Source organism: Tateyamaria algicola (assembly GCF_047715485.1).
Lineage (GTDB): Bacteria > Pseudomonadota > Alphaproteobacteria > Rhodobacterales > Rhodobacteraceae > Tateyamaria.
In genome coordinates, this window is record NZ_CP180422.1 from 2289122 (window position 1) to 2302288 (window position 13167).

11 protein-coding genes and 1 pseudogene are annotated in these 13167 nt (G+C 61.6%); 3 read left to right on the plus strand and 9 right to left on the minus strand.

Annotated features, from left to right (window positions below):
* Positions 1 to 66: 66 nt before the first annotated feature.
* Together uxaC and ACMHLQ_RS13600 are read left to right on the plus strand one after the other, a co-directional pair.
* Positions 67 to 1422, plus strand: coding sequence for a glucuronate isomerase (uxaC, locus tag ACMHLQ_RS13595; RefSeq protein WP_415401190.1), 1356 nt, complete (start codon positions 67 to 69; stop codon positions 1420 to 1422).
* 2 nt (positions 1423 to 1424) lie between these two features.
* The gene (locus ACMHLQ_RS13600) at positions 1425 to 2612 is read left to right on the plus strand and encodes a mannitol dehydrogenase family protein (RefSeq protein ID WP_415401192.1); all 1188 of its coding nucleotides are present in this window, start codon (positions 1425 to 1427) and stop codon (positions 2610 to 2612) included.
* Here ACMHLQ_RS13600 and ACMHLQ_RS13605 read toward each other — a convergent pair.
* The 9 genes and pseudogenes from ACMHLQ_RS13605 to ACMHLQ_RS13645 form a co-directional block, all read right to left on the minus strand.
* Positions 2599 to 3477, minus strand: coding sequence for a sugar kinase (locus ACMHLQ_RS13605; protein ID WP_415401193.1), 879 nt, complete (start codon positions 3475 to 3477; stop codon positions 2599 to 2601). The two genes, ACMHLQ_RS13600 and ACMHLQ_RS13605, sit on opposite strands and share 14 nt — an antisense overlap.
* The gene (locus ACMHLQ_RS13610; protein WP_415401194.1) at positions 3474 to 4367 is read right to left on the minus strand and encodes a DMT family transporter; all 894 of its coding nucleotides are present in this window, start codon (positions 4365 to 4367) and stop codon (positions 3474 to 3476) included. The genes ACMHLQ_RS13605 and ACMHLQ_RS13610 overlap by 4 nt, the downstream gene beginning before the upstream one ends.
* A 3-nt stretch (positions 4368 to 4370) precedes the next feature.
* On the minus strand, positions 4371 to 5258 hold the full coding sequence (locus tag ACMHLQ_RS13615) for an NAD(P)-dependent oxidoreductase (protein WP_415401196.1): 888 nt from the start codon (positions 5256 to 5258) through the stop codon (positions 4371 to 4373).
* Positions 5255 to 6157 (minus strand): phytanoyl-CoA dioxygenase family protein, encoded by a 903-nt coding sequence (locus ACMHLQ_RS13620; protein ID WP_415401197.1) that lies wholly within the window; start codon positions 6155 to 6157, stop codon positions 5255 to 5257. The genes ACMHLQ_RS13615 and ACMHLQ_RS13620 overlap by 4 nt, the downstream gene beginning before the upstream one ends.
* A complete protein-coding gene (locus tag ACMHLQ_RS13625; RefSeq protein ID WP_415401198.1) occupies positions 6157 to 7656 on the minus strand; it encodes a UxaA family hydrolase in 1500 nt (499 codons plus the stop codon). The genes ACMHLQ_RS13620 and ACMHLQ_RS13625 overlap by 1 nt, the downstream gene beginning before the upstream one ends.
* Positions 7657 to 7662: 6 nt before the next feature.
* Positions 7663 to 8607 (minus strand): phytanoyl-CoA dioxygenase family protein, encoded by a 945-nt coding sequence (locus ACMHLQ_RS13630; protein ID WP_415401199.1) that lies wholly within the window; start codon positions 8605 to 8607, stop codon positions 7663 to 7665.
* A gap of 9 nt (positions 8608 to 8616) precedes the next feature.
* Positions 8617 to 10338 carry a TRAP transporter large permease gene (locus ACMHLQ_RS13635; protein WP_415401201.1) on the minus strand — a complete coding sequence of 574 codons (1722 nt, stop codon included), beginning with the start codon at positions 10336 to 10338 and terminating at the stop codon, positions 8617 to 8619.
* 3 nt (positions 10339 to 10341) lie between these two features.
* Positions 10342 to 11184 carry a TRAP transporter small permease subunit gene (locus ACMHLQ_RS13640; protein ID WP_415401202.1) on the minus strand — a complete coding sequence of 281 codons (843 nt, stop codon included), beginning with the start codon at positions 11182 to 11184 and terminating at the stop codon, positions 10342 to 10344.
* 98 nt (positions 11185 to 11282) lie between these two features.
* Positions 11283 to 12307: pseudogene (locus ACMHLQ_RS13645) on the minus strand (TRAP transporter substrate-binding protein).
* Positions 12308 to 12550: 243 nt separating this feature from the next.
* Between ACMHLQ_RS13645 and ACMHLQ_RS13650 the strand changes: the two are divergent.
* Complete coding sequence (locus ACMHLQ_RS13650) at positions 12551 to 13162, plus strand: GntR family transcriptional regulator (RefSeq protein WP_415401203.1); 612 nt, start codon at positions 12551 to 12553, stop codon at positions 13160 to 13162.
* The last annotated feature ends 5 nt before the right edge of the window (positions 13163 to 13167 follow it).

A 13167-nucleotide genomic window follows, 5' to 3' on the forward strand; every position in this document is an offset into this window, starting at 1 on the left:
TGGCGGCATTTAGCACATGCGCCAAGGGGCATTCGTGCTAGTCTGCCGAAAAAGGGAGGGGCCGGAATGGTGCAGCAATTATCGGGGGTTGCCGAAACCTTGTACAACGGGGTGAAGGATGCCGCCATCGTATCGCCGCACGGGCATTGCGACCCGTCCTGGTTTGCGCAGGACACGGCATTTGCCGACCCGGCAGAGCTGTTGGTGATCCCGGATCACTACGTGTTTCGCATGCTCTATTCCCAAGGTGTGTCCTTGCGCGATCTGGGCATTGGCGTGCCGCCCGATCAGCGCGACCCGCGCGCGATCTTTCGTCTTTTTGCTGCACATTGGCACCTGTTTCTGGGCACGCCCAGCCGCACATGGATCGACTATGTGCTGCGCGAGACGCTGGGCTGTGAGATCCCGCTGAGTGTTGAGACGGCGGATGCGATCTATGACCACATCGCCGCGTGGCTGGCCGCGCCGCAGAACAGACCGCGTGCGCTGTTTGATCGTTTCGGGATCGAGGCGCTTGCCACCACGGATGCCGCCCTGGACAATCTGGGCCATCACGCTGCCATTCGCGACAGCGGGTGGCGCGGGCGTGTCATTCCCACGTTCCGTCCCGATGCGTTGTTGGACCCGACTGCCGATGGATGGCGCACATCCGTAGATGCGCTCGGGGATATGACGGGTGCGGACTCAGGCAGTTTTGAGGGTTTTCTCGAAGCCCTGCGCATCCGTCGTGCTGCGTTCAAGGCGCTGGGCGCCACCGCCACCGATCACGCAATCGAAGATCCGCGCACGGTCTGGCTGTCTGATCCGGCCGCGACATACGCGCAGTTGTTGCAAGGCGACATGGCAGGGGCCGCAGCCTTTCACGGACACATGTTGATCGAGATGGCTCAGATGTCGCTTGAGGATGGGCTGGTCATGCAATTGCATGCAGGTAGTCGGCGCAACACCAACCGCGCCATTCTGGATCAGTTCGGGCGCGACAAGGGCGCAGACATTCCCGTGGCGACAAACTGGGTGCGCGGGCTGGAACCCTTGCTGAACCGCGTGGGCAACGATCCGCGGCTGACCCTGATCCTGTTCACGCTGGACGAGACGACATATGCGCGCGAACTGGCCCCCATGGCCGGGCACTGGCCCTGCTTGCGCATTGGGCCGCCATGGTGGTTCCACGACAGCGCGGCGGGCATCGCGCGCTTCTTCGATCAGGTGGTCGAAACGGCAGGCTACTGGAACCTTGCCGGGTTCAACGATGACACCCGCGCCTTCCTGTCCATCCCGGCCCGCCATGACCTGTGGCGGCGCGCCGTGGCCGTGCATCTGGCCGGGCAGGTCGATCGCGGGTATTTCAGCACCGACACTGCTGCCGAATTGGCCACCCTGCTGGCCACTGACCTTGCCCGCACGACATACAGACTGGATTGATCATGCCCCGGATTCTGCACCTTGGCGTCGGCAACTTTTTCCGCGCGCATCTGGCGGATTACACGCAATCCTGCCCGGACTGGCGGATCACCGGGGTCAGTTTCCGGTCGCCCACCGTGCGCGACGGACTGAAGGGGAATGGGTATGCCTATGCGCTGGTCATCAAGGACGCGCACGGGACCGAGATCAAGCAGATCACCGCGTTGGACGAGATGCTTGTCCTGTCCGAGGACCCCCAGGCGATCCTGACCGCGATGCGCGATCCCGAGGTCGCGGTCATTTCGCTGACCGTCACGGAAAAGGCGTATCACCTGAACGGCGCGGGCCATCTGGATCTGGCCGCGCCTGCCATTGTCGCGGACTTGTCCGGGGGCGCATTGACACCCGTGGGTGCCCTCGCCCGGGGCCTCGTCGCGCGCACTACGCCAGTCACCGTGCTGTGCTGTGACAACCTGCCGGAGAACGGGCGCAAGTTGGAAGCTGCCGTTGCGGCGTTTGCCCACGCTGCGGGTTTGAGCCTGCTGGCCGATGTAACCTATCCCGCGACGATGGTGGACAGGATAACGCCAGCGACAACGGATGACATCCGTGCCGAGGCGGGGGACGACATGGCCGTCCCGACCGAGGCGTTCAGCGAATGGGTGGTCGAGGACCGCTTTGCCGCCGCCCGCCCCGACTGGCCGGGTGTGCAGTGGGTCGATGATGTGGCGCCGCATGAAATGCGCAAGCTGCGGATGCTGAACGGTGCACATTCCTATCTTGCTTATGCGGGCACCTTGCGTGGCCATACCTTTGTGCACGAGGCCGTTGGTGATCCGGTCTTGCGGGCAGGCGCGCAGCAGCTGATGGAAGAGGCGGCGGCCACGCTGCCCCCATCCGTGCAGGCTCAGGCAGCCGACTACACCAAGGCACTGCTCGACCGGTTCGACAACCCCAACCTTCATCACCGGCTGCGCCAGATCGCCATGGACGGCAGCCAGAAGATGCCCATTCGCATCGTCGCCACGTTGAAGGATCGCGCAGGCGCGCACAGCCCGGCGCTGCACAATGCGGTCGCGGCCTGGTGCGCCTTTGTGCAAGCCGATGTGGCGGCGGGGCGGGCGCTGGATGATCCGATGGCGGATCAGATTGCGACGGCCTGCCAGTCAGGTGATCCGGATGCCGCCTTGCGCACCCTTATCGGGGCATGATCGCGCCCTTGTGCCCGATGACCTTGGCCGCCAGATCGTGACCTGCACGCAAGGCGCGTTGCTGTGATCCGCCCGTCAGCAACGTGCCCAGGTAGCCACCGTTGAAACTGTCGCCCGCTGCTGTCGTGTCCACCACTGTCGTCGCCGCGGGAAAGTCGCACGGCCCACCAGTGCTGAGGCAAAGCGGCCCGGACGGCCCGCGCTTGAGCGCGCCGGTGCGGTCCATGAACAGGAAGCGGCGCGCGATGGTCTCGGCATCCTCGCCGGTCATGTTTTCCTCGTCATCCACGGAGGGCAACGCGATGTCCGTCAACGACCACATTGCCGTGTTCGCGGCCAGTGCGGTGTCGGCATCGACCCAGAGCTTGGGGCGGTAATTGCTGTCGTAGCAGACACGCCCGCCCGCATTGCGAAAGCTTTGCAGGAACCGCAGCAACGCGGTGCGGACGGAAGAGGACAGAATGGCCAGCGTGATGCCGGACAGATAGATCACGTCATACCGCTCGAGCGCGTAAAAATCAGGGCCGGTATCCGTGATGAACATCCGCCGCGCCGCAGAACTGTCGCGCCAATAGGTGAACGACCGTTCGCCTGTGTCGTCGGTGTTGATGGCATAGAGGCCGGGCGTGCCAGCCGGGTCACGCTCGATCCGGTCGGTGCCGATGTCTTCGCTTGCGATGAAATCCGCGATCCGATCGGAAAACGCATCCGTGCCCAGGCGGGTGATGTAATCCACCGTCAATTTCGGTGCTGTTCGTTTGAGGTAGATGGCGGTGTTCAGCGTATCGCCCGCCACGCCGACACCTGCCGTATCCCCCGCCATGGAGAGTTCAATCATCGCCTCGCCTATTGCCGCGACTTTCATGCCCGATCCTTTCGTGCTGTGCGCCACCAGATGATGAAACCGGAGATCACGATGATCGCCGCCCCCAACAAGGTCCATCCATCCGGGACATCCTTGAATACGATGTAGCTGGCGATCGCCAGATACAAAAGAAAGCTGTAGGTGTAGGGCATCAAAGTATTGGCGGGGGCGTATGCGTGGGCCCGCGAAAAGATCTCGTGCCCGGCCCAGCCCCAGATGCCCAGGCCAATCATCAGCGCCCATTGCAGCCCTGTTTCCGGCGGAATCCATGCCCAGTAGGCAAACGGTGCCAAGGTGATCGCCCCGAACGCGCCCATGTAGAACTGCATCGTTTCCGCTGCGACAATCCCGGAAATCTTGCGCGTGATGATCGAATACAGCGCGAGCGAAAACGCATTGTAGACATTCAGCAGTGCAATCCAGTGAAATTCGGCATCAAACGGGCGGATGACCACCAGCACGCCCATGAACCCCAGGATGATCGCAAACCACCGCCAGGGCCCCACCCGTTCCCCCAGCAGCGGCCAGGACAGCGCGCACACGATGATGGGGGCCGAAAACATGATCGACCCGGTCACCGTCAGCGACAGATACTTCAGCGTGATAAAGTTGAACAGTGTGGCCGAGGCCAACAGGAACCCGCGCAACAGCACCAGTCCCATATGCGCCGACTGAAAGCTTGACCAGCCCTCGCCCCGCCGCAGCAGCAGAAAGGTCGAGATCACCGCATGAGGCGCGTAGCGCATGAAGGCCAATTGGAACGCAGGCAGCCCCGCGATCACAAGCCACTTCACCGACGTGTCGATCAGCGTGAAAAACGCGTAAGCCGCCAGCGTCATCACGATGCCAAGCGCGGCACGGTCCTGTGTGGCTTGTGCCGCTATGGCCACGTGTCAGCCTTTGAACCTGTCGGCGTAGTAGTCCACCATTTGCGATACCATGTCGTCGGCCCGGCCACTGTCGCGCGCATCGCTCAGCGCCCCGAGGGCGCATTTCGACATGATCGATTCCGCCCCAGCATCCGATGCCATCTGCGCGTAATACCCGACATCCTTGGCCGCGTTCTTGATCGCAAAGGCCAGTTGGTTCGGATCACCATCAACGCCATAGCCTTTGACGAAATCCATCATGCCTGACTTGAGCGGCCCCGCAGCCATCACGTCATAGGCCTGTTGCCGGTCTACGCCCATCACATCCGCCATCGCGAACGCCTCGGCCATCGCGTTGGCGACCGTCATGCCAAAGAAGTTGTTGATCAGCTTGATCGTGTGCCCCGACCCCAGCGCGCCGAGGTGAAAGACGTTTTCGCCCAGATCGTCCAGCACGGGGCGGACGGTGTTGAACGCGCCCTCATCGCCTGCGCACATGATGTTCAGCAACCCGTCCACGGCATGGGCAGGCGTGCGGCCCAGCGGCGCGTCCAGATAATGCCCACCAGCGGCAGCCACCTCTTCGCCTAACGCGCGGGTCGATCCGGGCAACGAGGTGCCGAAATCAATCACCACCGCACCGGGCTTCAGCCCCGCAATCACGCCCTCTGCCCCGCGCATCCGCGCCTCGACATTGGCCGACGTGTCCATGCACAGCATCACGATGTCGCTGGCGGCGGCCACGTCCTTGGCTGTTGTGACTTCACTCGCGCCGCGTGCCACGGCCTGATCCACATAGGTGCGGGTGCGGTTGGCGATCACCGTCAGGGCGTATCCCTGATCCTGCAGACGCCCCACCATGGCACCCCCCATCAGGCCCAGGCCAATAAATCCGATTGTCGGTTTGCTCATGTGTCGTTTCCTTTTCCCGGAATTGTGTCGAAGGCGCGTGTCTTCAGCCCCTTCTGGATTTCATAGATCGAGATCGGCACATCCGGCTGTGGTTGCGGAATGCGGATCGGAATATTTTTCAGGCGAGGCGTCAGCGTCGGCTCCCCGCACAGCATGCGGGTGTTGTAGTCTTCGATCCCGTCCCACTTCGTCATGCTGCCCATGATCGGAAAGGCATCCGCTGCCATCATCTCGTAAAACAGAATGCGCCGCGCACGGTCGCTGGTGTTGAGGGCCGAGCCATGCACGATCCGCCCGTGATGGATGCTGATCGAACCCGCAGGGCCGGTCAGTTCCACCGCATCCGTTGGGTTCAGCCCGTTTTCCTCGGGCAGCATCGCACCGGCAAACACGCCATCGACATGGTGATCAAACACCGGCCCCTTGTGCGAGCCCGGGTAAACCATCAGCGGCCCGTTTTCCGAGGCCATGTCGTCGATGCAGATACCTATGGCGAGGATGTCGTCATTGGTGTGCGGGTAAAACGCGTAGTCCTGATGCCATTCGACGGCGGCACCATAGCCCGCTGACTTCATGTTCAGCTTGGTCGTGTGCAGGCGCAGGTTCGGGCCGATCAGGTCGCGGGCCGGGGCCAGCACATGGTCCGAATACATCAACTCGCGCATCACATCCGAAATCGTATGGGGCAGCTTGATCCGGCGCAGGCGCGGATCATCAGGGGTGTGGCTGTCCTCCAGGTCCAGCCGTTCATTGCTGGTGGTCATCGTCGCCGCTTCGGCCTCGAACCGAGTGATCTCGTCCCTGATCTTTTGCAACCACTCCGGCGGGATCTGATCTTTGACCAGCAGATAGCCATGCTCTTCGAAATGCGCCTTTTGCGCAGCGCTCAAACACTCCATCACATCACCGCGCCAATTTGCCAGGGCACGAATTCGTAATCCCCCAGCCCTTGCGCCTCTGATTTGCTCATCTCGCCGCTCGCCACACGCAGGAACAGCTCGTAAATCTCGCGCCCTTTCTCCTCTAGGCTCACACCATCGCTCAGCATCGCGCCCGCGTTGACGTCCATATCTTCGGTCATGCGGTTGAACATCTCGGTGTTGGTCGCAACCTTGATCGTCGGGCTGGGTTTCGAGCCAAAGGCAGACCCCCGCCCGGTCGTAAAGCACACAAGGTTACACCCGCCCGCAATCTGCCCGGTGACAGAGGCCGGGTCATAGCCGGGGCTGTCCATGAAGGTGAAACCGCGCGCGCGCACGATCTCGGCGTATTTGTAGACACCGGTCAGGGGGGTCGTGCCACCCTTGGCAGCAGCCCCCAGCGACTTTTCCAGGATCGTGGTCAGCCCACCGGCCTTGTTGCCGGGGGAGGGGTTGTTGTCCATGCTGCCCTTGTTGCGGGCCGTGTAATCCTCCCACCACCGGATCAGGTCCAGCAACCGCTCACCTGTTGCCTCATCCACCGCACGGGCCGTCAACAAATGCTCGGCCCCGTAAATCTCGGGCGTTTCGGCCAGCACACCGGTGCCGCCCTGGGCCGCCAGCAGATCGGTCGCATAGCCCAGCGCCGGGTTCGCGGTGATGCCCGACCACGCATCCGACCCGCCGCATTGCAGGGCCACCTTCAACTCCGACGCCGGGCACTCCGTGCGCACGGCGCCATTGGCGATGGGCAGCATCGCGGCGACCTTTTCGATCCCCTTTTCCACCGTGCGGCGCAGTCCGGCGACGGACTGGATGTTCATGGTCTGGAATGTCGGCCCCTGCTTCAGCCCCCACGCCTCAAGCAGCCAGTCGATCTGGTTCATCTCGCAGCCGAGGCCAACCATCAAGACAGCCGCATGGTTGGGATGCGCCGCATAGCCCCACATGACGCGCTGTAACGCCTCGAACCCGTCGCCATCACCAGCCATGCCACAGCCCGTGCCGTGGACAAAGGCGACAACGCCATCAACGTTCGGATAATCGGCCAGCACCTCGGGCGTGAAATGCGCCGCGATCATCCGCGCCGCCGTGGCTGAACAGTTCACGGACGTGACAATCGCGATGTAGTTGCGCGTGCCCACCTGACCGTTCTCGCGGCGGTAGCCCATGAACGTATCGCCCGTTGCGGGCGGGACCGGGCGCAGGTTGGTGCCGAATTCGTACTCCACGTCCGTTGCGCGGAACTCCACGTTGTGGGTGTGGACGTGATCGCCCGCTGCAATGTCTGCGGCGGCATAGCCGATGACTTGTGCGTACTTTCGGATCGCTGTGCCGCTGGCCATACCCACCGTTGCGATCTTGTGCCCCGACGGGATCAGGGCGCGCGTGGCCACGCCGTCGACTGCAACGCCAACCTGCAAGGCGCGGGTGGCGGTCACGACGGTGTCGGATGGATCAAGGCGGATGAAATCCATGGGGCCTCAGGCGCAAAAGGGGGCGTCGGATGCCCATCGGTGTATGGGGAAATGCGGGGTTGTTGCAAGGCGGCTGCGCGCATTGTGCCAGGCATCGCGCCAGACACGCCAATCGCGCAGGGCGGTTTCAGGTGCCGCACGGCTGCGGGCCACAAAGCTGGGGAAGTGATCGCGCCCCGTGGGCTGCCCCGTCACGTTAAAGCGCAGATCGAAAGACCAGCGGAACCCATCCGACAGGTTGGGCAGCGATGCATGCGGGACAAGCGGGTGGAACAACACGACACCCCCCGCCCTGACAGGCAGGGGCACGGCGCGGCCTGTGTCGAGGTGTCTGGGCGCAATGGCGGTCTGCACCTGCGGGCAATGGGGCAACAGACCACCGTCAATGCCGGGCACGACTTGCAGACAGCCGTTTTCGATCATTGCATCGGTGATTGCGACCCAGGCCGTGACCATGTCGGTGGTGTCCGCATCCTCGTGCCCCACACCGCGATCTTGATGCCAGTCGGTGGCGGTGATATGCGCCCGGATTTCGTCTGCCGCCAGCTCCGGGGCCGGGGGCTTGATGCGCACATGCTGGATCGGGTTGGAGGTGATTTCAGGGCCGATCAGGTCCTCGACGAGGTCCAGCAACCGGTCATGGAACACCAGATCAAAGATCGCAGGGCCAAAATGCATCGGGCAATCAGGTGTGATCTCTCCCCCCGGCAGGCTGATGTCCATGGGCTGGAACCAGTCGCAGCCCACCGCATAAGACGCGCTCAGCTTGCCCCAGAAATCCATGCCTGTGCCATCCGGCACGCGCCCCTCGGCGTGCCAGCTGGTGTAGAGCGTGTTTATCAGATCGGCATATTCTGCACGCACCCCATCAAGAACAGGGGCGGGCAAAACATCTTCGATGACCAAATACCCGTCAGTGCGGAACTGCGTCACTTGGGCCGTGGTCAGCATGGGTCACCTCTATAGCAGGATCGAGATGATGGGTGGCCAGATCAGCAACACCGACAGCGCGATCAGCTGGATCCCGATGAAGGGCAGGAACCCTTTGAAGATATCGGTCAGCGTGATGTGCGGCGGTGCCACGGACTTGAGGTAGAAGGCCGCCGGGCCAAAGGGTGGCGAAAGGAAGCTCACCTGCATGTTCATACAGAACACCACCCCGAACCAGATCGCGACATGGCGCGGGTTCAACTCTCCGAACAGGCCAATCTCGTCCAGCGGCAGCTTCAGCACGATGGGCAGGAACACCGGGATGATCAGCAGCACGATACCGACCCAATCCATGAACGCACCCATGAACAGCAGGATCAGCATCATGAACAGGATCACGACCATCGTCGGCAATTCCGATCCGACGATAAAGTCGGCCACATAGTTCGGACCGCCTGCGATGGTGTAGGCCCCGGCAAGGGCGGTGGCCCCAATGGTCACCCACACGATTGTACCGGTCGATTTCAGGGTCCGCATCAGCGAATCCCAGACCAGTTCGAACGATGCCTCGCCCCGCAGAACAGCGATCACAAAGACTGCCATCGCGCCCATGCCCGCCGCCTCGGTGATGCCGGTGATACCGCCATAGATCGACCCCATGACGACACCGATCACGACGATGGGCGGCACGAGGCCCTTGCCCATGGACCAGCCCGTCGCGGTGCGCGCGCGCCCGAACACAAAGAAGGCCAGACCCATCGAGGCCACGAACATGCCGGCAAAAATCCCGATATACTCTGCCGTTCCCCAGAATGCCGCGTCGCCCGTATTGGCCGCGTTCGAGCCGGAGAACTCAAAGAACGACGCACGCAGGAACAGTGCGGCGGTGAACCCTGCGAGAACGACATTCAGGAATGCGCCAAACAGCTTCCACTTTTCGGCCCCTCGGGGCTGCGATTCCAGGTCGGCCTGTTCGGCCAGAAGGTCCGCTTTTTCGGCTTTTTCCTCGTCAGTCAGGTCTGCAATGCCGTCCAAGGCCGCCAGCCGCTTGGCAATCGTTTCCTCGGGCAGTGGCGCGTCCTCTGGTTTCAGCGTGGTGCGGATGATGATGTAGATGATGATGAACGAGGCCAGCATGAAACCGGGGATAAAGGCGGCAGTGAACAGCGCCTTGATCGAGGTTTCGGTGATGAGGCCATAGATGATCAGAACAATCGACGGCGGGATCATCGTACCAAGTGACCCCGAAGCACAGATCACACCAATGGCGAGGTTCTGGTTGTAGCCCAGCCGCAGCATCTGCGGCAGCGCGATCAGGCCCAGCAAGACGACCTCGCCCCCGATGATCCCCGACATCGCGGCCATGATCACGGCCATGATCGACGTCACGATAGCGATGCCGCCGCGCGTGCGGTTCAGCCAGACGTTCAGCGATGAATACATCTCCTTGGCGATGCCCGACCGCTCCAGCAGGGCGGCCATGAAGATGAACAGCGGAATGGATATGAGGACGTAACTGGTTAAAACATCGCCGTATATTCGTTGCGGCAGGATGTTCAGCGGCCCGGATCCCGGGCGCCCGGTCAACAGGCCCTCGCCCCACAGCGACGGGTTCATCAGCAGCGCAGGCTCGAATTTCATGAACAGCACGGCAACGGCCATGAAGGCCGAGGCAAAGCCAAGCGGCATGCCGATGGCCAGCAGCAGGATCAGGCCCAGCATCAGGACCAGAGAAATTGTTCCGACGTCCATGACTTAGTCCCCTGCCACTTGCGCTTTGATACGCTCAATTTCTTCTTCGTCGAGGTCTTCGCCGCCGTAGTGCACCTCGTCCTTGTTCCAGTCCGAGATCAGGTTGACGACGGCCTGCAGGGCCACAAGCGACACGATCAGCAGCACCATGGGTTTCATGGTTGCGGGGATGGGCGGGTCAAAGGCGGTGCCAAAGGTTTCCCAGCGATAGAACTTGTCAAAGGCCTCACCATAGCCGCCGTAGCAGAGGAAGAAGGCGAAGATGATGATGCACAGGGTCGAAATCACGTCGAACACACGCTGCACGTTGCGCGGCACGGCGTCATAAAGGAGGACAATGCGGATGTGGCTGCGTTGCTGCATGGCATAAAGGCCCGCGCACAGGAAAACGAACCCGGCCAGCCAAAGGCTCATCTCGTTGGCCCAAAGCGTCGGCGCTTCGAACACGTAGCGCAGCAGCACCTCGAACAGCATCACACCGGTCAGGATAACAATCAGCATCATGGTGACGCGGCCAATGAACACGGCGAGGCGGTCGGCTGGCTTCCAGCTTTCAAACTCCATGCCAGCGCGCCGCACGGTGCGCACGCCGAAATAGGCGGTGACGGGGATGCCGATCAGGGCCAGCCAGTCGACAACGTCGGCAAAACCGCCAAACAGGCCGCCAAGGCCGGAACTGACGTCAACACGCTGAAACAGCGCCGACAGTTTATCGAATTGGGACGGGTCAGTGGGCGGATAAAATGTCAGGGTAAAGGCAGGCATGTGCCAGATCACCCAACCTGCGCACAAGATAAAGGCCAGTGGCACAAGCCATTCAACTGGAGTGCCGGAGCGCACCTGCATCTTCATATCCCCCTCTTGTCGTGGAAAATCCCGGCCCGGTCTTGCCGTCAGCCTCGGGTCAGTATGGGGCCCCGCGCGTGCAGGGCCCCAAAAGTCGCTTACTCGGACACGAGGCCGAGCTGCGTCAGGTAGCTCAGGTGCGCTTCGACCAGCGCCTTGGCTTCCGGCGTGTCGGCGAACTCGGGCCATGTGGCCTGTGCCGCGTTACGGAACTTCTGCAGTTCTTCAGGCGCCCACTGGCTCAGTGTCACACCGTCGGCGCGCAGTTGTGCCGCCGCTTCGGCGTTCTTTTTCTCGAACGTCAGGGCGGTGCGCAGTGCCAGCGCTTCCATGGCGACCTTCATGATGGTCTGGTGCGCTTCGGGCATCGCGTCGAACACGGCCTTGTTGCACGCCAGGTGATCCGAAGGCATCGAGTGGAAGCCGGGGAAGTTGGCGTACTTCACGATGTCATAGAGACCAAGGCCGACGTTGTTGGCGAGGCCAGAGGCGTCCGCACCGTCGATGATGCCTGTTTCCAGAGCGGTAAAGATCTCGGTGAAGTCCATCACGATGGGCGAGGCGCCCAGCTTTTCAAAGATCTTGGTTTCCATGCCGGGGGCGACCGGAATTTCCAGTCTTTGAAGTCGGCAACCTTCTCGATCGGCTTGGACGAGGCAAAAGATTCCTGGCCGTAAACCCACCAGCCGATCAGCTCCATGCCATACTTGTTGTACAGCGGTGCCGCCGCTTCACGACCGCCACCGAAATACAGCCAGCTCAGCTGTTGGTAAGGCGTTTCATAGCCGCCCATGATGTCGCCCACGAACTGGAACGCCGAGTTCTTGCCGGTCTGATACCCGCCGCCCGTCATGTCGCAATCCAGAATACCCGTGGCTGCCGCGTCGAATGTCTCGACCGACTTCACAACGGACGAGCTGTAGAACATCTCGACCTGAATGCCGCCACCAGACATGGTCTGAATGTCTTCGACATACTGCGCTGCCAGCTTGCCCGACACAGTTTCAGGCGCATAGTGGGTTTGAATCCGCAGTTTGGTTTCGGCGTGGCCGTCTGCCATCGCGCCGGTTGCAGCCAGTGTGGCCGCGACAGCGACAGATGCCGCCTTTTTCATGAATGTCATGTTTTCCTCCCAGACAATTCGCACATGCGCACGGCAAGGATCTTTTGCCCTCTTTGACGCACCGTAAGGAAAGGCTAAGCGCAGATTTCCAGCACGACAACACAAAAAGTGAAATTCGGCTGATTTTTGAGATTTCGTTGAAATTTCGAGATTTTATGATTTAAGTCGGGGATACGAAGCGATTCCCTACGGCCCCACATGTCCTACGACGCCGACATATTTGAGATCCTGCGGCACCGGTTGATGACCAACGGATTCGAACATGGCCAGAAGGTCAAAGCCGAGCATTTGCGGGTGGAATTCGGCTGTTCTGCCAGCACGATACGCGAGGTTCTGTTCCGGCTGTCCACCCTTGGCCTGGTCGAGTTTCGCGAACAGCGCGGATTTCGTGTGCCAGAGAAATCTCGCAAGGTTCTCAACCAGTTAACTCATCTGCGTGTGCTGCTCGAGGCGGAAGGAACGGCCATGTCCATTCGCATGGGTGGCGTCGCATGGGAGGCGCGCCTGACGGCCGCGCATCATCAGCTCAGCCATCTCGAGATGCGGCTGCAATCTGCGACCGATACGACACCGTTCGTCGATTTGTGGTTCGCCGCCGAACGTCAGTTTCACGAAACCCTTATCTCGGCCTGTGGGTCCGACGTTTTGCGCGCGGCACATAACCAGGTCTACTGCCAGTTCCGCCAGCAGCTAATGGTCGAGGACAAGGCGTTCGATTTCATCTCGGAAAACATCAAGCACCACCAGCAGATTCTGGATGCCGCAATGTCCGGGGACGAGGCGCTGACGCGTCAGAAAATCCACGACCACCTCGCGCGACATCTGACGCCCGAAACGGTAATGGAACCGGGCTGAACCGG

What these genes read in the sequence shown, in the direction of transcription:
- uxaC (WP_415401190.1), top strand. Translation starts at nt 67, where the DNA reads ATGGTGCAGCAATTATCGGGGGTTGCCGAAACCTTGTACAACGGGGTG.
- ACMHLQ_RS13600 (WP_415401192.1), top strand. Translation starts at nt 1,425, where the DNA reads ATGCCCCGGATTCTGCACCTTGGCGTCGGCAACTTTTTCCGCGCGCAT.
- ACMHLQ_RS13605 (WP_415401193.1), bottom strand. Translation starts at nt 3,477, where the DNA reads ATGAAAGTCGCGGCAATAGGCGAGGCGATGATTGAACTCTCCATGGCG.
- ACMHLQ_RS13615 (WP_415401196.1), bottom strand. Translation starts at nt 5,258, where the DNA reads ATGAGCAAACCGACAATCGGATTTATTGGCCTGGGCCTGATGGGGGGT.
- ACMHLQ_RS13620 (WP_415401197.1), bottom strand. Translation starts at nt 6,157, where the DNA reads ATGGAGTGTTTGAGCGCTGCGCAAAAGGCGCATTTCGAAGAGCATGGC.
- ACMHLQ_RS13625 (WP_415401198.1), bottom strand. Translation starts at nt 7,656, where the DNA reads ATGGATTTCATCCGCCTTGATCCATCCGACACCGTCGTGACCGCCACC.
- ACMHLQ_RS13630 (WP_415401199.1), bottom strand. Translation starts at nt 8,607, where the DNA reads ATGCTGACCACGGCCCAAGTGACGCAGTTCCGCACTGACGGGTATTTG.
- ACMHLQ_RS13635 (WP_415401201.1), bottom strand. Translation starts at nt 10,338, where the DNA reads ATGGACGTCGGAACAATTTCTCTGGTCCTGATGCTGGGCCTGATCCTG.
- ACMHLQ_RS13640 (WP_415401202.1), bottom strand. Translation starts at nt 11,184, where the DNA reads ATGCAGGTGCGCTCCGGCACTCCAGTTGAATGGCTTGTGCCACTGGCC.
- ACMHLQ_RS13650 (WP_415401203.1), top strand. Translation starts at nt 12,551, where the DNA reads ATGACCAACGGATTCGAACATGGCCAGAAGGTCAAAGCCGAGCATTTG.